Genomic DNA, 20,619 nt, shown 5'->3' with positions numbered 1-20,619 from the left:
CAGGGCATGGAATTTAATACTTTTGAATCCATTAAGATTGGACTTGCTTCACCGGAGAAAATCCGTGAGTGGTCGCATGGCGAGGTTAAGAAGCCGGAAACGATCAACTACCGAACCCTGAAACCGGAACGCGACGGACTTTTCTGTGAACGGATTTTTGGACCTACCAAGGACTGGGAGTGCCATTGCGGAAAATATAAGAGAATCCGCTATAAAGGAAAAATCTGTGAGCGCTGCGGCGTTGAAGTCACACGCTCCAAGGTGCGCCGCGAGCGTATGGGCCACATTGAGCTGGCTGCTCCGGTTTCCCACATTTGGTATTTCAAAGGCATCCCGTCCCGCATGGGCCTGATGCTTGACATTTCTCCCCGTATGCTGGAAAAAGTGCTTTATTTTGCACTTTACATCGTAACGAACCCGGGAAATGTCCGCGAACTTCAGAAGAAGCAGCTCCTCAACGAAAAAGAATACCGCGATATGCGTGAAAAATATGAGGACGATTTCCAGGCGGAAATGGGCGCGGAAGCGATTAAGAAGCTTCTCGCCGAAATCGACCTCGATGAGCTTTCAGCGGAACTGAAAGCGGAACTCGCAAATGCCACGGGACAAAAACGCGTGCGCATCCTGAAAAGACTGGAAGTCGTGGAGGCGTTCCGCCTCTCCGGCAACCGTCCGGAGTGGATGATTCTGGATTGCATTCCGGTCATTCCGCCGGATTTACGCCCGATGGTACAGCTTGACGGCGGACGTTTCGCGACATCCGACCTGAATGATCTGTACCGCCGCGTCATCAACCGCAATAACCGCTTGAAGAGACTTCTTGAACTCGGTGCGCCGGATATTATCGTGCGCAACGAAAAGCGTATGCTTCAGGAAGCGGTTGACGCCCTGATTGACAACGGCCGCCGCGGCCGTCCTGTCACCGGACCGAACAACCGTCCGCTCAAGTCCCTTTCCGATATGCTGAAAGGTAAGCAGGGACGTTTCCGTCAAAACCTGCTCGGTAAACGTGTTGACTATTCCGGCCGTTCCGTTATCGTCGTCGGACCTGACCTGAAAATGTATCAGTGCGGTCTGCCGAAGGAAATGGCTCTCGAACTGTTCAAACCGTTTGTCATGAAACGCCTTGTGGAAACCGGTGCATCCGGCAATATCAAGGCGGCCCGCAAAGCGGTGGAACGTGCAAAACCGGAAGTTTGGGACGCACTTGAAATTGTCATTAAGAATCACCCGGTTCTGCTGAACCGTGCACCTACGCTGCACCGCCTCGGTATTCAGGCATTTGAGCCGGTTTTGGTAGAAGGCCGTGCTTTGAAGCTCCATCCGCTCGCCTGCACAGCATACAACGCAGACTTCGACGGCGACCAGATGGCTGTTCACGTGCCGCTTTCTTCCGAGGCACAGGCAGAAGCCCGCTTCCTCATGCTTGCGGCAGGAAACCTGCTGAAGCCTTCGGACGGGCGTCCGGTTACGGTTCCAACACAGGACATGGTCCTCGGTTCCTACTACCTCACGCTGGATAAAGACGGCGAATTGGGCGAGGGCAAAGCGTTCCGTAACTTTGAAGAAGCCATCATGGCGTATGACAATCATATTATCGGCCTGCATGCAAAGATTAAAGTTCGCAGAACGGTTGAAGTAAACGGAAAGATTGAGTCCGGCGTCATTGAAACGACTGTCGGTAAGATGATTTTCAACCAGCCGATTCCGCAGGACCTCGGTTTTGTCGACCGCTCCAAGCCGGAAAACAGATTCCGTCTTGAGATTGAGTTCTTGGTCGGCAAGAAGCAGCTCGGCGAGATTATTGACCGCTGCATTAAGGTTCATGGTGTGCCTAAGACCTCCGAGGTTTTGGATGCCATTAAGGCTCAGGGTTATAAATACTCCACTAAGAGCGGCATCACCGTTTCCGTCAGCGATGCGACAATTCCGCCACAGAAAGCGGAAATCATCGCAGAAGCGGAAAAGAAGATTGATACGATTACCGAACTCTATAAGAACGGTCTTCTGTCGAACAGCGAGCGCTATGATGCGGTTCTGAAAACATGGACGAAGGCAACGGATGATGTTTCCGACGCGCTGCAGAAGAACCTTGACCGCTACAACCCGATCTTCATGATGGCGGATTCCGGTGCCCGTGGTTCTATGAGCCAGATTCGTCAGCTCGCCGGTATGCGCGGATTGATTGCAAATACGTCCGGTAAAACAATTGAAATTCCGATTCGTGCAAACTACCGTGAAGGCCTGAATATCCTCGAATACTTCATTTCATCGCGCGGTGCTCGTAAAGGCCTCGCCGATACGGCTTTGAGAACGGCTGACTCCGGTTACTTGACCCGCCGCCTTGTCGATGTTTCGCAGGATGTTATCATTCGCGAAGACGACTGCGGTACAAATGAAGGCCTTGAAGTCTACGACATCAAGGAAGGCAAGGAAGTTATCGAGTCCCTGCACGAACGCCTCATCGGCAGATATCTTGTAGAAGACTTTGTCGATGAAAAGACGGGCGAAGTGCTTGTTTCCAAAGATAAGATGATGGACGACGAAGATGCAGACATCATTGAAAGCCATGGCGTCAAGCGCATCAGAATTCGTTCCATCCTGAACTGCCGTGCAAAGCACGGTGTCTGCCGCAAATGTTACGGCTCCAACCTTGCAACACGCATGCCGGTCAAGGTCGGTGAGGCTGTCGGTATCATCGCCGCTCAGTCCATCGGTGAACCGGGTACGCAGCTTACCATGCGTACGTTTCATACCGGCGGTGTCGCTAGCGCAGAAGACATCACACAAGGTCTGCCGCGTGTTGATGAATTGTTTGAAGGCAGAAAACCGAAGCATCTTGCCATCATCAGCGAGATTTCCGGCAAGGTCTCCTTCGAGGAAATCAAGAAGAGCCGCCATGTGGTGGTTACCAATGACGAAACCGGCGAGAGCAAGTCATACCTGATTCCGTTCGGTTCACGCGTCATCGTGAACGATGGCGATGAAATCAAGGCAGGTACGCGCCTGACGGAAGGTTCCGTCAACCCGCACGATATTCTTGCAATCAGCGGACCCGAAGCTGTCCAGGATTACCTCATTGAGGAAGTTCAGAAGGTTTACCGCATGCAGGGCGTTGATATCAACGACAAGCACATTGAGGTCATTATCCGCCAGATGATGAAAAAGGTTCGCGTTGACGACCCGGGCGACACAACTCTGCTTCCGAGTGCCCTCGTGGAGAAGAGCGAACTTGAGGCCGAAAACGAGATTATCCGTGAGCGCATCGCTGCCGGTGAAACCGAACTCAGAGAAGCAACGGCTACGCCGGTGCTCCTCGGTATCACCAAGGCGTCTCTTGCTACGGATTCGTTCCTGTCTGCTGCTTCCTTCCAGGAGACAACGCGCGTCCTGACCGATGCGGCGATCAAAGGCAAAGTTGACCCGCTGCTCGGCCTGAAGGAAAACGTCATCATTGGTAAGCTGATTCCTGCAGGAACTGGTATGAAATGCTATCGCGACACGAAAGTTGAGGTTGTAAACGACAACTTGACAGATAACGCGGGATAGTGATATACTAACGAATTGTGATGGTCTGTTCTGCCGAGGTATGGCAGAACAGACCCAAATATGTTGTTTTGCGGTCTTTTCGGCCGTTGAACATAGATATTTTCGTGTGAGGAGGTGTACTATGCCAACCTTTAATCAGCTCGTCAACAAAGGGAGAGAAGTCCCCGTGCGCAAGGCGAAGGCTCCTGCCCTTCTGAAAGGCTGGAATGCCAAGAAAAGGGTTCCGATCGATCAGAATTCTCCGCAGAAGCGTGGTGTTTGCACAGTCGTAAAGACCGCGACCCCGAAGAAGCCGAACTCCGCACTTAGAAAGATTGCAAGAGTTAGGCTTTCCAATGGAATCGAAGTTAGTGCTTATATTCCGGGCGTCGGCCACAACCTTCAGGAGCACAGTGTTGTGATGATCCGCGGCGGTCGTGTAAAGGACCTGCCTGGTGTGCGTTACCACATCATCCGCGGAACCCTCGATACACAGGGCGTTGCAGGACGTATGCAGGGTCGCTCCAAATATGGTGCAAAGAGACCGAAAGCCGGCGCTGCAAAAGCCGCTAAGTAAAGCGGTTGATTTTTAAGACAGAAACCTTACGGCTGCATATTTGTGCATGTTGAAAAACAGGATGCAGCGGCGTTTGAATATAGATTTAACGCCTCTGTATTGGCCACGGGAGTTTGTCGCTTTCGAGTACCGATGATATCATTTCTGTGAAGGAGGGAAGTAAAGTGCCAAGAAGAGGTTCAACCGCGAAACGTGATGTTTTGCCGGATCCACTTTATCATTCCAAATTAGTTACACGTTTGATTAATAATGTTATGTATGACGGCAAGAAGGGCGTAGCCCAGAAAATCGTCTACGGCGCATTTGATATTGTCAGGGACAAAACAGGCAAAGATCCGCTTGAAGTTTTCGAGCAGGCAATGGAGAATGTTATGCCGTCCCTGGAAGTAAAGGCACGCCGTGTTGGCGGTGCAACTTATCAGGTTCCGATTGAGGTTCGGCCAGAGAGAAGACAGACTTTGGGTCTGCGCTGGATGGCTGACTACGCTCGCCAGAGATCAGAAAAAACAATGAAAGAACGGCTTGCCGGCGAAATTCTCGACGCTGTGAATGGTGCGGGCGGTGCCGCCAAGAAGCGCGATGAGACGCATAAAATGGCGGAAGCGAATAGAGCATTTGCTCATTATCGCTGGTAAATGCGGTTCTGCACGTTTTCAGTATGTAGGAGGGAATTATGCCTAGGCAAGTACCACTAAATTTAGTCCGCAATATCGGTATTACGGCGCATATCGATGCAGGAAAGACAACCACGACGGAACGTATCCTTTACTATACGGGCATCAACCACAAAATCGGCGAAGTTCATGACGGCGCTGCTACCATGGACTGGATGGTGCAAGAGCAGGAGCGCGGCATTACCATCACTTCCGCAGCAACAACATGCTTCTGGAAGGGCCATCGTATCAATATCATTGATACCCCGGGCCACGTCGACTTTACAGTCGAGGTTGAGCGTTCCCTTCGCGTGCTGGATGGTTCTGTAACAGTATTCTGCGCTAAGGGTGGCGTCGAGCCGCAGTCCGAGACGGTGTGGCGTCAGGCCGAGCAGTTCGGTGTCCCGCGTTTGGCTTATGTCAATAAGATGGACATCATGGGCGCAGATTTCTTCCGCTGCGTCAATATGATGCGCGAGCGCCTCAAAGCCAACGCCGTTCCGATTCAGCTTCCGATCGGCAGTGAAGATACCTTCAAGGGTATTATTGACCTGATCGATATGAAAGCTGACGTCTATTATGATGAAATGGGCAAGGACATGAAGGTCGAGGAAATTCCGGAAGACATGAAAGACCTTGCCGAAGAATATCATGCAAAGCTCATTGAGGCTGTTGCCGAGCAGGACGACGACCTCATGGAGAAATATCTGAACGGGGAAGAACTCACGAAGGAAGAAATTATAGCCGGCATCCGCAAGGCTACGATTGCCAATAAGATGGTTCCTGTCACTTGCGGTTCTTCCTATCGAAACAAGGGCGTTCAGAAACTGCTTGACGCAATTGTCGCTTTCTTGCCCGCTCCGACTGACGTTGCCGCTATCCGCGGAACCAACCCGAATACGGGTGAAGAAGAAGATTGCCATGCGTCCGACGACGAGCCGTTTGCCGCTCTGGCATTCAAGATTGCTACGGACCCATTCGTCGGAAAGCTCGTTTTCTTCCGTGTTTATTCCGGAACTCTCAATGCCGGCGCTACGGTTTATAACTCCGTGAAAGACACGAATGAGCGCATGGGCCGTATTTTGCAGATGCATGCAAACCACAGGCAAGACCTTGAGACCGTTTATGCCGGCGACATCGCCGCAGCAGTGGGCCTGAAGGCAACTACTACCGGTGATACACTCTGCGACCCGAAGCGCCCGATCATTCTCGAATCCATGGAGTATCCGGAGCCTGTTATCCGCGTCGCAATTGAGCCGAAGACGAAGGCTGGCCAGGAGAAGATGGGCATTGCCCTTTCCAAACTGGCGGAAGAAGACCCGACCTTTAGGGCTTATACCGATGAGGAAACCGGCCAGACCATCATCGCAGGCATGGGCGAACTTCACCTGGAAATCATCGTTGACAGACTGATGCGTGAATTCCATGTTGAAGCAAACGTCGGTAAGCCGCAGGTTGCTTACAAAGAAACCATCCGCGGTACTGCAGATGTTGAAAACAAATACGCAAGGCAGTCCGGCGGTCATGGTCAGTACGGTCATGTTAAGATCAAAATTGAGCCGAACCCGGGTAAGGGTTATGAGTTTGTCAACCAGATTACAGGCGGTGCAATTCCGAAGGAATTCATTCCTGCTGTTGACCAAGGTATCCAGGGCGCTATGATGGCCGGTGTTCTTGCTGGCTATCCGGTTGTGGATGTAAAGGTCACGCTGTATGATGGTTCTTACCACGAAGTCGACTCCTCGGAACTCGCATTTAAGATTGCCGCTTCTATGGCGTTCAAAGACGCTATGGCAAAGGCTCAACCGGTTATCCTTGAGCCGATTATGAAGGTTACAGTCATTGTTCCGGAAGAGTATATGGGCGACGTTATGGGCGACCTGAACTCTCGCCGCGGCATGATTGAAGGCATGGATGCGATTCCGGGCGCACAGCAAATTCGTGCGCGTGTTCCGCTCTCGGAAATGTTCGGTTATGCAACTGACCTGCGTTCCAAGACTCAGGGCCGCGGCCAGTATGTAATGGAGCCGGGAGAATATGCTGAGGTTCCGAAGAACATCTCTGAGAAGATCATTACCAGCCGTGCGAAAAAGTCAGAGTAAAGGCTAAAATGCGCTTGCTTTTTGAGACTTTTGTTGCTAGAATATTACCATTAAGTAGCTTTTAGAAACTTATAATCGGATAATAAAAAGGAGGACCCCAAATGGCAAAAGAAAAATTTGACCGCTCCAAACCCCATGTAAACATCGGGACCATCGGTCACGTTGACCACGGTAAAACCACACTGACCGCTGCTATCACGAAAGTCCTTAACTTCAAGGGCGAAGCTGACTTTGTCGATTATGCAAACATCGATAAGGCTCCGGAAGAAAGAGCACGCGGAATCACAATCAACACTGCTCACGTTGAGTATCAGACCGAGAAGCGTCACTATGCTCACGTTGACTGCCCGGGCCACGCTGACTATATCAAGAACATGATCACCGGTGCTGCTCAGATGGACGGCGCAATCCTCGTTGTTTCTGCTGCTGACGGCCCGATGCCCCAGACCAGAGAGCACATCCTGCTCGCTCGTCAGGTTGGCGTGCCTTATATCGTAGTTTTCATGAACAAGGTTGACCAGGTTGACGATCCTGAACTGCTTGACCTCGTTGAAATGGAAATCCGTGACCTCCTGAATGAGTATGACTTCCCGGGTGACGATACTCCGATCATCAAGGGTTCTGCTCTGAAGGCTCTCGAATCCACCTCCACCGATCCGAATGCTCCGGAATACAAGTGCATTCTCGACCTGATGGAAGCTGTTGACAATTACATTCCGAATCCGGAACGTAAGGCTGACCAGCCGTTCCTGATGCCGATTGAAGATGTTATGACCATCTCCGGCCGTGGTACCGTTGCAACTGGTAGAGTTGAGCGCGGTATGGCTAAGATCGGCGATGAAGTTGAAATCGTCGGTTTGTCTCAGGAGAAGAAGAAGTCCGTTATCACAGGACTTGAAATGTTCCGCAAGACCCTTGATTTCGCACAAGCTGGCGACAACATTGGTGTTCTTCTCCGCGGTATCCAGAGAGACGAAATTGAGCGCGGCCAGGTTCTCGCAAAACCGGGTTCAGTGCATCCGCACACCAAGTTCCAGGGCAAGGTTTACGTCCTTACTAAGGATGAAGGCGGCCGTCATACTCCGTTCTTCAACAACTATCGCCCGCAGTTCTACTTCCGTACAACGGACGTTACCGGCGTTATCACTCTGCCGGAAGGCACCGAGATGTGCATGCCTGGCGACAACGTTGAGATGACAGTTGAACTGATCACCCCGGTTGCTATGGAAGAAGGCCTCCGCTTCGCTATCCGTGAAGGCGGCCACACCGTTGGTTCCGGCGTTGTTACCAAGATCTTGGAGTAATTTCAGGGATTCTGCCTGATTTACGAAAACAGATAAATATCCGAAGCTGTTTCGGCAGCTTCGGATATTTTTGTATGTGCCAGAAAAATTACGATAATTCTACATATATGTATGCTATTTAAGATTAATCTTGACAGTATGTGAGAAAATCAGTATAATTAACTAATGTAGCATGTTTTGCTAATAACCCCTGCCTTTTGGCGGATGGGAGGGAAGATAAATGGCTGAGATTAGAGTCAAGGAAAACGAATCTCTGGACAGCGCATTAAGGCGTTTCAAAAAGCAGTGCGCTAGGGCTGGAGTTATCGCTGAAATCCGCAAAAGGGAAGCCTATGAAAAGCCTTCTGTAAGACGTAAGAAGAAATCTGAGGCAGCTCGTAAGCGTAAGTACAAGTAAGTTGTTGCAAAGGTGAAGTGCAAAAAGCGGGCAGTAAGCCCGCTTTTTTGGGTTTACACTCTGGTTTCTTTTCACAGGAGGTACGTAGTTGCCAATCTTAATGCCTTCGGCTTATGTGGCCCGAATAACCGACATTACGCCGTTGCTTCTTCATAAACTTGATGCTGCGGCAGTTTTGCTGGATGTTGATAACACACTTGCCGAAGACGGCTCTCAGGAGCCGTTCCCGGGGTCGATCGAGTGGGCAAAAAAAATCAGCGAAGACGGTTTTAAGCTGCTGATTATATCCAATAATTGCAGTAGCCGCGTTGCACCGTTTGCGGCACTTTACGGACTTCCGTTTTGCTCAATGGCAATGAAACCGCTGCCGGCTGCATATCTGCATGCTGCCCACAAATTGAAGGTACAACGCGAACACACCGTTGTAGTCGGGGATCAGATCTTTACGGATATTCTGGGCGCCAACCTTTCGGGCATGAAGTCCGTTTTGGTTGCTCCGAAATCGAAAGAAGATTCGTTTAGTTTTCGGGTGCGGCGAAGGCTAGAACGGCCGATTCGCCGGAAGTTGGAATTACAAAGCGGAATTAAGACGGATCATGCAGAGGATGATTAAAGATGAATACCAAAAAGATTCTTCTTTTGCTTGGACCGAACCTCAATATGGTCGGAATCCGGGAAAAGGGAATTTACGGCGATGAATCGGCTGACAGCATTAATTTGCAGGTCAAAGAATATGCAAAACAGATCGGCTTTGAATGTGAGATTTACCAGTCGAACCATGAAGGCGACCTGATTGACCGAATCCACGAGGCTCGGGGTAAATATGACGGCGTCATCATCAATGCAGGTGCGCTTACGCATTACAGTTATGCTCTGCGCGATGCAATTGCGTCTGTCTGCATTCCTTTTGTAGAAGTGCACATGAGCAACATTTATGCACGGGAAGAATTCCGCCATAAAAGTGTAATTGCTCCGGTTTGTGTCGGTCAGATTACGGGTTTCGGCAAATACAGTTATCTCCTTGCGCTTTCGGCCTTGAAGAACCTTTTGTAGTATCCCTTTTCCCTGGCGCGGCAGGGAGCGAAATATCTATTGAAAAACCGCGGAAAATATAATAAAATATAATATGTTTGGAATAAATTAATGGGGGCTAAGACCAATGATATCAGCAGGTGATTTCCGTAACGGCGCAACATTTGAAATGGACGGCAATGTCTATTCCATTATCGAATTTCAGCATGTTAAGCCGGGTAAGGGCGCGGCATTTGTCCGCACAAAGATTCGTAATGTTATTTCCGGCGCCGTGACGGAGCGTACTTTCAACCCGAACGATAAGTTCCCGACCGCTTTCATTGAGCGCAAGGAAATGCAGTACCTTTACAATGACGGTGATCTTTACTATTTCATGGATCCCGATACTTTTGAGCAGATTCCGATTAGCAAGAGCGTTCTCGGTGACAACTTCAAGTTTGTAAAAGAGAATATGACATGCAAAGTTCTTTCCTACAAGAACAATGTTTTCGGGGTTGAGCCGCCGAACTTTGTTGAACTCGAAGTCATTAAGACCGAGCCGGGCTTCAAAGGCGACACCGCAACAAACGCAACAAAACCGGCAACTGTTGAGACAGGTGCAGAAATTAAAGTTCCGCTTTTCATTAACGAAGGCGAAAAAATTCGCATTGATACCCGCACCGGTGAATATATGGAGCGCGCTTAACTGATACTACCCCCGAGGAGAAGTTATTAATTAGGAGGGTATGCCCAATGAAAACCACGGAACGGGTATCTTACGTCCGGGGCCTCGCTGAAGGACTCGAATTGGATACCGACAAAAAAGAAGTAAAGGTCATAAATGCAATTATTGACCTGCTGGATGATATGGCATTTTCTCTGTCTGAGATGGAGGATAACCTCAATGATGTCATTGATCAGGTCGATGCAATCGATGAGGACCTCGGTTCTCTCGAAGACGACTTTTACGATGAGGGCGAAGAAGAGGATTCTGATGAAGAAGACGGTTGCTTCTATGAAGTAACTTGCCCGAATTGCAACGAAACCGTGTGCCTTTCCGAGGATCTCGTTCAGAAGGGGCAAATGGAATGCCCGAATTGCGGCGAAATGCTTGAGTTTGACTTGGATGATATTGATGATGAATGCTGCTGCGATTCGGAATGCAGCTGCGATGAAAATTCAGACGACGAATAATCCGTGTGCGAAAAGCGGACTGCCTTTTAAGGCAGTCCGCTTTTTGCGCCCGGAGCAACGAATCAGGATTGAAGCACATAATTGCTGTTTGTTAAGGTAAATTTCTGTTTCAGCCCATCTGTGACGAAAATATGTTTATCGCTGTCTGCGAAAATCGCTTCGGCATTGTACTTTTTCAGAAGGGACATGCTTTTCTCACGGCCAAGGATGAAGCAGGCGTTTGCAAGCGCATCGCTCGTAACGCCGCTCGAAGAAACGACCGTAACGGAGCTTAACCCGTTGTTTTCGGGATATCCTGTTTTTGGGTTGAGCAGGGAATGGTACGTGATGCCGCCCGAAACGAAAGAACAGCTGCCCGTTCCCACGGTGGAAACAAAACCGGAAGTCAGCTTGAGTTCCCCAAAGGTGTCCAAGTAGCCTGAATCCGGCGCAGGGCTGCCAACGGCAATGCTCCAGGCGGAGCCGTCTGCTTTCTGCCCGTAGATGCCGATGCTTGTTCCGACGGAAATGATGCCGCATTCGGCGCCTGCAGAACGATAGGCAGCTACCGCTTCATCGCAAGCGGCGCCTGCGCGAACCGCGTCCAGCGTAACCCCTTCGTAGTGGTTGCGTAAGCTGGCGGTGTCCTCGGAGGAACTGACGCGCAAATCCTTATAATTGACATACCGCAGATATTTTGAAATTTCCGATTCCGAAGGTACATGCTGATTTTCGCCGCCAAAATCCCACAAGGCGGAAACGGGCAGGATGGTCGGGTCATAGGCACCGTCCGAGTCTTTGGCAATGGCTAAAACAGTGCGCAGAAGCCTTGCCGTTTTCGCATGAATGGGAATCCAGACGGTTCCCGCCGCAGCGTTCAGCTTCGCCATGTCGGAGTCGCTGGATTTCAGCGTGATTAAGTTCTCAAGCGTGCCAATCGCGGATGCGGCGGCGGATGCAGCGGTTTTCGCGTTTTCTCCGTAAATATTCTGCTGGATGTAGTAGCCCATGGCGTAATTTGTGCAGGAGTACAGGCTCGCACGCTGTCCGAATTTGCTCCAGAGAAATATGACCGTTCCGATAAGAACGACCAGCACACTAGACAGCAAGATGATTATTTTCTTCTGTTTTGTCATATCTGTCTCCAAACGAAAAATCTTTTCTTCATCATATCCAATCCATACCGAGAAATCAAATGAAAATCGGTAGGACTGCGTAAAATTATATTTCGGAAATCGGGCGGGAATGGTTACTCTCCCGATTTCTTTTTGCAAATATAGCTTTAAAAACTTGGATTAAAACGGGTAAAAAAATCGGGTGGCTTGATGGTCGAGTACAAAAAGCGTACCGCTAGCGTGACAGGCGGAAAGGAAAGTTGCGGAGAAACGGGAAAAATGTTATACTGAACGAGATTTTTGCGGAGTTCTCATATCTTCTCAGGAGGGTTAACCATGTCTGTTGAAAAGGTCAGAAGCTATCTTTCCCGCTACGGCTTGGAAGAGCGGCTGACAGTTTTTCCGGTTTCCAGTGCAACGGTTGAGTTGGCTGCGAAGGCGCTTGGAGTAGAACCTGCGCGGATCGCCAAATCCATCTCGTTCTATGATAAAGACGGCGGATGTCTGCTGATTGTAACTGCTGGCGATGTCAAAATCGACAATGCGAAGTTCAAAGCCGAGTTCGGTTTTAAAGCGAAGATGCTGAGCCACGACGATGTGGAAAAACTGACGGGGTACCGTGTCGGAGGGGTATGCCCGTTTGATAACCCGCCCTCCGCAAAGGTTTACTGTGACAGTTCGCTGCAGCGCTTTGATTGCATTTATCCAGCCGGAGGAAGCGACAATTCGTGTGTCAAACTCACATGCGATGAGCTGTTCCGTGTTTCCGGTGCGATTAAGTGGGTTGATGTCTGCAAGAGTATGGAGGTTTCTGCAACAGCATGAGAATGCGTTATAAGCCATGGGCGACAAAGGAACTTGACGCCTGCCCGTTCTTTATCCGTCATCCCGAGCAGTATTTGGGAAAATGGCACAGCTTGTTTCCGAGGAGTCAGCCCGTGGAACTGGAGCTCGGCTGCGGCAAAGGACTGTTTCTTGCCGCCCTTGCACCGGCCAATCCGCAAGTGAATTACATTGGCGTCGACCTAAAAGACACCGTTTTAGGTCCGGCCAAACGCAATCTGGAGGCCGCCTACCGTGAGGCTGGCCGTGAGCCGGACAATATCATCCTTACCGCTATGAATATTGAGCGCATCGCCGATTCCATGGGTCCGGAAGACACGGTGCAGCGCATCTATATCAATTTCTGCAATCCCTGGCCGAAGAAAAAACACCACAAAAGGCGCTTGACGCATCCACGCCAGCTCGAAAACTACAAAAAAATTCTGGTTCCGGGCGGTGAAATCGCGTTTAAAACCGATGATGACGACCTTTTTGCGGATACACTAGAGTATCTCGCAGAAAGCGGATTCGTCGTAACCGAAAAGACGTATGATTTGCGAGCCTTAAACCGTCCCGATGATATCCCGACGGAGCATGAATTGATGTTTGTGGAGCGCGGAATCAAAATCAAAGCGCTTTGGGCAAAGCTGGCATAGAAAAAGGAGGCGGCGGATATGGTTTCCGCCGCCTTTTTTCGCATGAGACTATCGCCTGCACGCCTCGGTCAGTCGCGGCTCTGGCATGCCACCGGCACGCCATTCGGTACCGCTCCTCTTCGTGTGTGAATGAATATAAAAAAAACTCTGTGGCTTTTATCTTCCACAGAGCTTTCTTGGTGCCGGTGGTGGGGGTCGAACCCACACGGTGTCGCCACCACGGGATTTTGAGTCCCGCACGTCTGCCAATTCCATCACACCGGCATTTTCATTTGTGCAGAGAAGTGTCTCAAGACCACAGCCGCACACAACATAAATAAGTATATCGTAATCAGACTAAAAAATCAAGTTGAAATTGCGTAAGACGTGCCAATACGGCATATTTCTACGGAAAAACACCTGTAACTTTCCCGAGAAATAAAAATTACCTTCGCAAAAGAAAAATTTTACCGTGGAATGAAGGAGGAAGCCATTGTCATTTATTTGGGAATGCTTTATAATTATTTCACTATGGACTGTGTTTACGTTTTTCACAGTAGTATTCGGAGGAAGCTATGCGCAACAGAGATTACAGAGATATTCACCGAACCGTGCGCAATGCAATCCATAACGGCGATATTGAACAGATCGGCCATGCAGTTGAGAACCATGTTCAGGAGATTACGGATGAAATCAATGAAATCCTAGAAAACCTCAGAACACAGGGACGAAATGCTGCTGGCCGCAACCCAGGGCAAGGATTCACCGGAGGGAGCGGAGCACCGGGGCAAGCTGGCTTTGGGCATATCCCTGAGCAAGGGACATTTCGCAGAAGAATGCCAGGCCTCATTTCGGGAATCGTCTTTACGATTATCGGCGCTATCTTTGGAAGTATGCTGCTGATTACGGATATTGCCCTGTTAGCCGGTGCACTTGTCGGAGAGCTTCCAGCAGACAGTATCGTAGTTGCATTGAGCGTCATAACACCTCTTACCGCCGGTTCGTTCTTTCTGATGGGCTACGGAATCGTCTCGCAGAAACGCGCACGCAGGTTTGCCCGTTACCGTGATGCAATCGGCGGAGCGGCGTTCTGCACCATTGCAAAACTGGCGGAACTTGTGGGAGAAGACCCTCAGCGCATCCGAAAAGACCTCAAAAAAATGATATCAACCGGTGTTTACCCCGAGGGACACCTCGACCGAAACGAAACCTGTTTCATGGTTGACGATATCACCTACGAGGAGTTTCTGGAAGCCGAACGGAATTATATGGCTCGCATGAAGGCGAAACAGGAAGAAGAGCAGAAGACGCAGGCTGACCCCAAGGTTGCCGAGCTGGAAGCAGTTAAAAAAGAAGGCAATGATTATTTAAAGCAGATTCGTGCGGTAAACGACGCTTTGCCGGAGAAAGAAATTTCCGATAAACTGGATCAGCTGGAGAATGTGACAGCGCGGATTTTTGCATGCGTCGCACAGCATCCGGAAAAACTGCCGGATATCCGCAGTTTTATGCGGTATTACCTGCCCACAACACTGAAGCTTGTGAAGGCATATCAGGAGTTTGATGAGCAGCCGGTTCAGGGCGAAAACATTAAAAAAGCGAAAACAGAGATTGAGCATGCACTCGATACCGTCAATGTCGCATTCGCCAATCTGCTTGATAAACTGTTTGAAGACGATGTCCTTGATATATCCGCAGATGTTTCCACATTGGAAATGTTATTGAAGCAGGGCGGCCTTACGGGAAGCGATTTTGAAAAAGTGCCGGATAACGGCGGCAAAGAATAGAAAAATTATCAATCGGATGGAGGTTTATCATGGACCAGAATGAGGTGCTTACTCCGGAATTGACTCTTGAACCGACTCCTGCTCCAACGGCAGAGCCGATCGAGAAAATTGCGGCTTCACAATCCGACGAGCTTACGGTTGCGGAACCGATGCTGACCCCGGCGGAAATGAAAATGGTTGAGGAATTCGCTCAAAAAATAGATTTGACCAACAGCAATCAAATCATCCAGTACGGTGCCGGTGCCCAGAAGAAAATGGCGGATTTTTCGGAAAGCGCATTGGAAAACGTCCGCACGAAAGATCTGGGCGAAGTGGGGCAGATGCTTTCCAATGTTGTGGCGGAGCTGAAAAGCTTCGACGTCGGGGAAGAGGAAAAAGGCTTTTTCGCGCGCTTTAAGCGCGGAGGCAACAAGCTGGCTGTCTTGAAAGCTCGTTATTCCAAAGTGGAGACGAATGTCGACAAAATCTGCGAAGCACTCGAAGCACATCAGGTGCAACTGCTGAAGGACATCTCGGTTCTGGATAAAATGTACGAGGTCAACAAGGCCTATTTTAAGGAACTGTCCATGTACATTCTCGCGGGCAAGAAAAAGCTCGAAGAAGTCAGGAGCAAGGACCTTCCCGCCTTGCAGAAAAAGGCACAGGAATCCGGCCTTGCGGAAGATGCGCAGGCAGCAAACGACCTTTCCAATATGTGCGAGCGCTTTGAAAAGAAACTGCATGACCTTGAACTGACACGCATGGTATCCATTCAAATGGCTCCGCAGCTTCGACTGGTGCAGAACAATGACATTGTCATGAGCGAAAAGATTCAGTCAACGCTCGTGAACACCATCCCACTCTGGAAGAGCCAAATGGTTCTTGCCGTGGGTGTCGAACATTCTGCGCAGGCGGCGAAAGCGCAGCGCGAAGTAACCAATATGACAAATGAACTACTCCGCAAAAATGCGGATACGCTCAAAATGGCAACTATCGAAACGCAAAAGGAGTCCGAGCGTGGAATCGTGGATATGGAGACCCTGCGGCATACCAATGAAACTCTGATTTCCACTCTGGATGAGGTACTGCGGATTCAGCAGGAAGGCCGCGAAAAGCGTGCGCAGGCCGAGCAGGAAATGCGGAAGCTGGAAACCGAACTCAAGAACAAACTTCTGCAGCTCCGCTGATTTCCGGTATCTTGCGGCTTAACAAAAAATGCAACAAAAGAGGCGTAGACTTTTTCGTCTGCGCCTCTTTTCTATGCACTGCTCCATGGCGAGAAAATGGTTTGCTTGTAGAATCTTGTTGCTGTATAATCAAGGAAATACGCATAACTTTTGCAAACGAAGCTTCGTTACTTTCTGGAAACCAACACCAATCTTTCACACAAATTTTGAAGTGATTTATTCTGAAAACATTGTATGTGTCCGATTTAGACGGAACGCTGCTCAATACCGAAAGCAGGATTAATCAAACTAGCCTTGATATACTGAACAGGCTCATTCAAAATGGGATGCACTTCACTTATGCAACGGCGCGGTCGCTGTCCTCGGCTTCGGTTGTTACGGCCGGATTACAGATATCCATGCCGATTATTGCCATTTATCTTTGAACCTTCCGGCAAAATTGTAATCTCCAATGTTTTCAGCAAAGAAGAAAAGCGAACCGTCGCCGAGTTTTTCATTGCAAACCATATTTACCCGCTTGTGTATGCCTTTGTTGATAAGAAAGAAATGGTTTCTTGGATTCGGGGCAAAGAAAACGCCGGAATTCTGAACTATCTGAATTCGCGCAGGGGAGATAGGCGTTTGAACCCGCTAAACGATATTGATTCCTTGTATCGCGGGGATGTGTTCTATTTTACATGCATCGGCACAAAAGAAGAGTTGCAGGGAATTTATGACCGGTTTAAGGATGACCCCCATTATAACTGCACGTTCCAGCAGGAATTGTATCGCGATGAATATTGGTGCGAAATTATGCCGAAGGTAGCGAGCAAAGCGAATGCAATCTTAAAGCTGAAAGAAATCGGACATTACGATAGAATCATTTCCTTCGGCGATGCGATAAACGACGTTCCTATGTTCAAAATCTCGGATGAATGTTATGCGGTAGAAAATGCGGTACCGGGGCTAAAGCAGATGGCCACAGGCGTTATTGAGAGCAATAACCGCGACGGCGTTGCAAAATGGCTGCTGAAAAATTGTTCTCCGGAACTTCGTGGATAATTCTCCAGTTGGCGCTTCGATTTGTCTCTCAGCACCCCTAAGGGGTGCATTTTTTATATTTGTAAGAAAAATGTAAAGTAATACATTTCTTAGGTCATTGTCTGAATTTTACCAAATTTTGCTGCTTGTAAAATGTCAAAAAAATATGCTACTATTTACCCCAGTTTGTTACAACTAACAAGAAAGGGTTTATTAAATGAGAGAGAGGAAAAAAGTTAACATTAAGACGCATTTGACGAAACGTGTTCCGCTTGTCATACTTGCGGTGATCTCGGTCCTCTTAATTTCTGTATCTACCAACAGCGGGGCGGAAACATTGCGGTAAAAGATCGTTAGCACAGTGCCGAAGGATGTGCTGCTTGATGACCATTCGGCTTTCTCAGCAACATCGCCCAACGAGATAGAGAAATCCGCATCCTCTTTCGCAGCAAGTTCGGCTTCTTCAGCGGCGGCAACCTCGAACACTTCATTGAAAGTGTCTCCTTCAAGCGCTTCGAGCGCGGTATCTTCTGCCGCTTCGGCAGCAGTATCGTCCTCTCATTCTTTTGCTGCGGCGCTGTCTTCCGCATCCAAAGCGGCGACCTCTCAGTTAGCTTCTTCCTCTTCCAAGGCGGTATCGTCCGCTTCTAAGCCGACCTCGGCGCCTCCCAGAACAGCTCCTTCTTCATCTAGCAGTTCTTCTGCAGCGCCTTTGCCTTTTACACACCCCATATTTCACGCTCAGCGGATAAGACAAACTTCGGTCTGCTTTTGAAAACACTTCGGGCGAAATTGGAGAAGCAAGGCATCGCGGACAACAAACACTATATTCTTTCTTTTGCTGGTGGGGCAAACAACAGTTATGCAGCCGGCGTCGGCCTTTCCAATATCGCGCAGTATGTGGATTATGGAATGATTATGACGTATGACATTCACGGAACGTGGGACCAGTACACAGACTTTAACGCTCCGCTCTACATACCATCCGGCACCTCTCCACAGTATAAATTCAGCGTGGACAATGCAGTTCGTACATGGCTGAATTACGGCTTCCCTGCGAAAAAGTTGGTCATGGGCGTACCGTTTTACGGATACGCGTATCAGGGCGTGACGAATGCGAATAACGGCCTGTGGCAGCGCTTTACTTCTGGCGCGACGGTTTCGTACGATACCATCCAGTCCAAATATGCGTCGAATTCTTCCTACAAGAAGTTCTACGATTCCGCTGTTATGGTGCCGTGGCTGTATAACGGTTCCACGTTTGTTAGCTATGAAGATGCTTCTTCCATTCAGAAAAAGACGCAGTATGCGCTTTCAAAAAACCTGCTTGGCGTCGGTATATGGGAACTGTCCCAAGACCGAAACGGAACGCTGCTCAGTGCTGTGCGGAAAGCTTTAGGCTGACAGGACCGAGCTTTAATAGAGTGTTTGAAGAACTCCAGTATATGAAATAAGGCCCTTGCCAAAGTAATTGGCAAGGGCCTAAAAGTTATAAATACAAATCGCACCCGAAGTTAATTACCGGATTTTTACGTCAAAAGGGAAGGGGGCCTCTTAATGGTAAGCCGATTGTCTGCTGATATTTGAGGGGATTCCCGAGTCATGCCAGAACACTTCCGAAGCAATGATTCTATGACAAAAGGCCAAAGTGCTGAACACTTTGGCCTTTTGTCATTTGGTGGAGGAGGATGGATTCGGACCATCGAAGCCGTTAAGCAACAGATTTACAGTCTGCCCCATTTGACCGCTCTGGAACTCCTCCAGATAAAAAATCTATATGGAATTTTGTTGTAAGCTGTTTGGAGCTGGCAGACGGACTTGAACCCCCGACCTGCTGATTACAAATCAGCTGCTCTACCAACTGAGCTACGCCAGCGTTTTCACAGTGCCTTGTCATTGTACCATACACAAAACGCGATGTCAAGACCAAACTTTCTTAAAATTTGATTTTTTCTTACAGCACTTGCAGCGGAAATTTACTGTGTAACCGTGCCTAATTTGGGGCAGAATCAGATTGTGCTGGCTCCTGCAAATGCTTTCAGCAAACTTCTTGTTTTGCAAACCTTTTGTCGTTATAATAGAGAAAATGAACTTTCGGCCAGAGAATCCGATTTCGGAAAGGGAAGCAAAATGGAACTCAACAAAAGGAATATGAAGAAAATCATTATCCTTATCGTCTTTGCCATTGCCTTTTACATGCTGGTAAAGAATCTGTACCTGGTTCCCAATTTCTTTGGAGCGTTATTGAACATTGTTGGGCCTGTGCTTGCCGGATTTGCGGTTGCCTTCGTCGTTAACGTCCTGATGATTCAGGTTGAGAACCGCCTTTTTGCTCCGCTGAACCGGAGGTTCCAAAAACGCTGGCCGAAAATGCGGCGCGGCTTTAGTATTCTTGTCACGTTTATTATCATCCTCGGCCTTATTACCCTTTTGCTTTTCTTCGTGATTCCGGAACTGGCACGCACCATTACCAACTTGACGAACAGTATTCCGGCCGTTATCGCCCATCTGCAGCAAATGATTTCGGCATTTTCCGAGCAGCATCCGAAGCTGATGCAATATGCGGATCAGCTCAACATTAACTGGCCCAACATCAGCAATATGCTATCCAAATACGGGCAGCAGATGGCCAGCAGGCTTGTCAGTTTTACGGTAAGCGCCGTCTCAAATCTTTTCCATGGCGCGGTTTCTCTTGTGCTTACAATTGTCATCGCCATCAATACCTTGGCGCAGAAAGAAAAACTCGTCGCGCAGATGAAAAAGGTTCTTTATGCCTACCTGCCGCGGAAACAAGCGAGTTGGGTCCATCATGTGTGTCACCTTACCAATCGTGCTTTTTACAACTGCGTTACGGGAACATTGACGGAGGCCTGCATCCTTGGCACACTTTGCTTCATCGGCATGAACATTTTTCGTTTTCCTTACGCAATATTGATTTCAGTCCTTGTCGCATTTAATGCCCTCATCCCGATTATCGGTGCATTTCTCAGCACGGTTATCGGTGCACTTCTTGTTTCAATCGTCAGCCCGATTGAAGGACTATGGTTTATTGTTTATTTCTGCGTGCTCCAGCAATTGGAGGGCAACCTGATTTATCCCCGCGTCGTCGGTTCCCGCGTCGGATTGCCGGTTCTCTGGATGCTGATTGCCATTACCATCGGCGGCAATGCATTCGGCGTTCTCGGAATGATTATCAATATCCCCATTTGCTCCGTGATTTACGCATTGCTTCGGGAAGATGTCCAGCGCCGTGCGAAGCCGCAGACTTGGAATATTCCGGATGAGGCCAACCCGCAAGAGAAAGCGGACAAGCAGCCTGAATGACTTTG

The 20,619-nt window shown here is 49.1% G+C and carries 21 protein-coding genes and 3 tRNA genes; 18 read left to right on the top strand and 6 right to left on the bottom strand.

The annotated features are described in order from the left end of the window. Positions 1-6: 6 nt before the first annotated feature. The 10 genes from rpoC to NOG13_RS05260 all read left to right on the top strand — a co-directional run bounded on the left by rpoC (position 7) and on the right by NOG13_RS05260 (position 10,766). The gene (gene rpoC, locus NOG13_RS05305) at positions 7-3,549 is read left to right on the top strand and encodes a DNA-directed RNA polymerase subunit beta' (RefSeq protein WP_283109540.1); all 3,543 of its coding nucleotides are present in this window, start codon (positions 7-9) and stop codon (positions 3,547-3,549) included. A gap of 121 nt (positions 3,550-3,670) precedes the next feature. Continuing rightward, positions 3,671-4,105 (top strand): 30S ribosomal protein S12, encoded by a 435-nt coding sequence (gene rpsL, locus NOG13_RS05300; RefSeq protein WP_283109539.1) that lies wholly within the window; start codon positions 3,671-3,673, stop codon positions 4,103-4,105. Positions 4,106-4,269: 164 nt separating this feature from the next. After that, positions 4,270-4,740, top strand: a complete 471-nt coding sequence (rpsG, locus tag NOG13_RS05295; protein WP_283109538.1) for a 30S ribosomal protein S7 — start codon at positions 4,270-4,272, stop codon at positions 4,738-4,740. 38 nt (positions 4,741-4,778) lie between these two features. Next, positions 4,779-6,860 (top strand): elongation factor G, encoded by a 2,082-nt coding sequence (gene fusA, locus NOG13_RS05290; RefSeq protein ID WP_283109537.1) that lies wholly within the window; start codon positions 4,779-4,781, stop codon positions 6,858-6,860. A gap of 101 nt (positions 6,861-6,961) precedes the next feature. Continuing rightward, positions 6,962-8,164 (top strand): elongation factor Tu, encoded by a 1,203-nt coding sequence (gene tuf / locus NOG13_RS05285; RefSeq protein WP_283109536.1) that lies wholly within the window; start codon positions 6,962-6,964, stop codon positions 8,162-8,164. 220 nt (positions 8,165-8,384) lie between these two features. Next, on the top strand, positions 8,385-8,561 hold the full coding sequence (gene rpsU / locus NOG13_RS05280; protein WP_283109535.1) for a 30S ribosomal protein S21: 177 nt from the start codon (positions 8,385-8,387) through the stop codon (positions 8,559-8,561). Positions 8,562-8,649: 88 nt separating this feature from the next. Further along, positions 8,650-9,174, top strand: a complete 525-nt coding sequence (locus NOG13_RS05275) for a YqeG family HAD IIIA-type phosphatase (protein ID WP_283109534.1) — start codon at positions 8,650-8,652, stop codon at positions 9,172-9,174. 2 nt (positions 9,175-9,176) lie between these two features. Then, positions 9,177-9,614 carry a type II 3-dehydroquinate dehydratase gene (gene aroQ, locus NOG13_RS05270; RefSeq protein ID WP_283109533.1) on the top strand — a complete coding sequence of 146 codons (438 nt, stop codon included), beginning with the start codon at positions 9,177-9,179 and terminating at the stop codon, positions 9,612-9,614. Between the two features lie 106 nt (positions 9,615-9,720). After that, positions 9,721-10,278, top strand: coding sequence for an elongation factor P (gene efp / locus NOG13_RS05265; protein ID WP_283109532.1), 558 nt, complete (start codon positions 9,721-9,723; stop codon positions 10,276-10,278). A gap of 47 nt (positions 10,279-10,325) precedes the next feature. Beyond that, positions 10,326-10,766 carry a CD1247 N-terminal domain-containing protein gene (locus tag NOG13_RS05260; RefSeq protein WP_283109531.1) on the top strand — a complete coding sequence of 147 codons (441 nt, stop codon included), beginning with the start codon at positions 10,326-10,328 and terminating at the stop codon, positions 10,764-10,766. Positions 10,767-10,828: 62 nt separating this feature from the next. On the opposite strand, the gene NOG13_RS05255 is transcribed toward NOG13_RS05260, so the two are convergent. Further along, on the bottom strand, positions 10,829-11,881 hold the full coding sequence (locus NOG13_RS05255) for an FAD:protein FMN transferase (protein ID WP_283109530.1): 1,053 nt from the start codon (positions 11,879-11,881) through the stop codon (positions 10,829-10,831). A gap of 315 nt (positions 11,882-12,196) precedes the next feature. Between NOG13_RS05255 and NOG13_RS05250 the strand changes: the two genes are divergently transcribed. Together NOG13_RS05250 and trmB are read left to right on the top strand one after the other, a co-directional pair. Then, positions 12,197-12,685, top strand: a complete 489-nt coding sequence (locus tag NOG13_RS05250) for a YbaK/EbsC family protein (protein WP_283109529.1) — start codon at positions 12,197-12,199, stop codon at positions 12,683-12,685. After that, positions 12,682-13,338 carry a tRNA (guanosine(46)-N7)-methyltransferase TrmB gene (gene trmB, locus NOG13_RS05245; RefSeq protein WP_283109528.1) on the top strand — a complete coding sequence of 219 codons (657 nt, stop codon included), beginning with the start codon at positions 12,682-12,684 and terminating at the stop codon, positions 13,336-13,338. Before NOG13_RS05250 ends, trmB begins: the two co-directional genes overlap by 4 nt. A gap of 177 nt (positions 13,339-13,515) precedes the next feature. Here trmB and NOG13_RS05240 read toward each other — a convergent pair. Further along, positions 13,516-13,602: transfer RNA gene (locus NOG13_RS05240), tRNA-Leu, on the bottom strand. A 290-nt stretch (positions 13,603-13,892) separates the two neighbouring features. On the opposite strand from NOG13_RS05240, the gene NOG13_RS05235 reads away from it, so the two are divergent. The 4 genes from NOG13_RS05235 (at position 13,893) to NOG13_RS05220 (ending at position 17,311) form a co-directional block, all read left to right on the top strand. Beyond that, positions 13,893-15,104 carry a 5-bromo-4-chloroindolyl phosphate hydrolysis family protein gene (locus NOG13_RS05235; protein ID WP_283109527.1) on the top strand — a complete coding sequence of 404 codons (1,212 nt, stop codon included), beginning with the start codon at positions 13,893-13,895 and terminating at the stop codon, positions 15,102-15,104. Between the two features lie 29 nt (positions 15,105-15,133). Further along, complete coding sequence (locus NOG13_RS05230; RefSeq protein ID WP_283109526.1) at positions 15,134-16,270, top strand: toxic anion resistance protein; 1,137 nt, start codon at positions 15,134-15,136, stop codon at positions 16,268-16,270. A gap of 236 nt (positions 16,271-16,506) precedes the next feature. Continuing rightward, positions 16,507-16,695 carry an HAD family hydrolase gene (locus tag NOG13_RS09515; RefSeq protein ID WP_283109525.1) on the top strand — a complete coding sequence of 63 codons (189 nt, stop codon included), beginning with the start codon at positions 16,507-16,509 and terminating at the stop codon, positions 16,693-16,695. Continuing rightward, complete coding sequence (locus NOG13_RS05220; RefSeq protein ID WP_283109524.1) at positions 16,679-17,311, top strand: HAD hydrolase family protein; 633 nt, start codon at positions 16,679-16,681, stop codon at positions 17,309-17,311. The genes NOG13_RS09515 and NOG13_RS05220 overlap by 17 nt, the downstream gene beginning before the upstream one ends. Before the next feature lie 192 nt (positions 17,312-17,503). Here the strand turns inward: NOG13_RS05220 and NOG13_RS05215 are convergent, their stop codons facing one another. Together NOG13_RS05215 and NOG13_RS05210 are read right to left on the bottom strand one after the other, a co-directional pair. Continuing rightward, complete coding sequence (locus NOG13_RS05215) at positions 17,504-17,776, bottom strand: hypothetical protein (RefSeq protein WP_283109523.1); 273 nt, start codon at positions 17,774-17,776, stop codon at positions 17,504-17,506. 120 nt (positions 17,777-17,896) lie between these two features. Further along, positions 17,897-18,022: a hypothetical protein gene (locus NOG13_RS05210; RefSeq protein ID WP_283109522.1), complete on the bottom strand. Its 126-nt coding sequence runs from the start codon at positions 18,020-18,022 to the stop codon at positions 17,897-17,899. Here NOG13_RS05210 and NOG13_RS05205 point away from each other — a divergent pair, their 5' ends adjacent. After that, the gene (locus NOG13_RS05205) at positions 18,023-18,694 is read left to right on the top strand and encodes a glycoside hydrolase family 18 protein (RefSeq protein WP_283111161.1); all 672 of its coding nucleotides are present in this window, start codon (positions 18,023-18,025) and stop codon (positions 18,692-18,694) included. It begins immediately after the preceding gene. A gap of 272 nt (positions 18,695-18,966) precedes the next feature. On the opposite strand, the gene NOG13_RS05200 is transcribed toward NOG13_RS05205, so the two are convergent. Continuing rightward, positions 18,967-19,052, bottom strand: a tRNA-Tyr gene (locus tag NOG13_RS05200). Between the two features lie 38 nt (positions 19,053-19,090). Beyond that, a tRNA-Thr gene (locus NOG13_RS05195) sits at positions 19,091-19,166 on the bottom strand. Positions 19,167-19,420: 254 nt separating this feature from the next. Here NOG13_RS05195 and NOG13_RS05190 point away from each other — a divergent pair. Continuing rightward, positions 19,421-20,614: an AI-2E family transporter gene (locus NOG13_RS05190; RefSeq protein WP_283109521.1), complete on the top strand. Its 1,194-nt coding sequence runs from the start codon at positions 19,421-19,423 to the stop codon at positions 20,612-20,614. Positions 20,615-20,619: the final 5 nt, after the last annotated feature.

The sequence above is a fragment of the Thermocaproicibacter melissae genome (assembly GCF_024498295.1).
In the GTDB taxonomy this organism is placed as follows: Bacteria; Bacillota; Clostridia; order Oscillospirales; family Acutalibacteraceae; genus Thermocaproicibacter; species Thermocaproicibacter melissae.
Note: the sequence above shows the minus strand (reverse complement) of the source record. Positions and strands in the feature narration are given on the sequence as shown.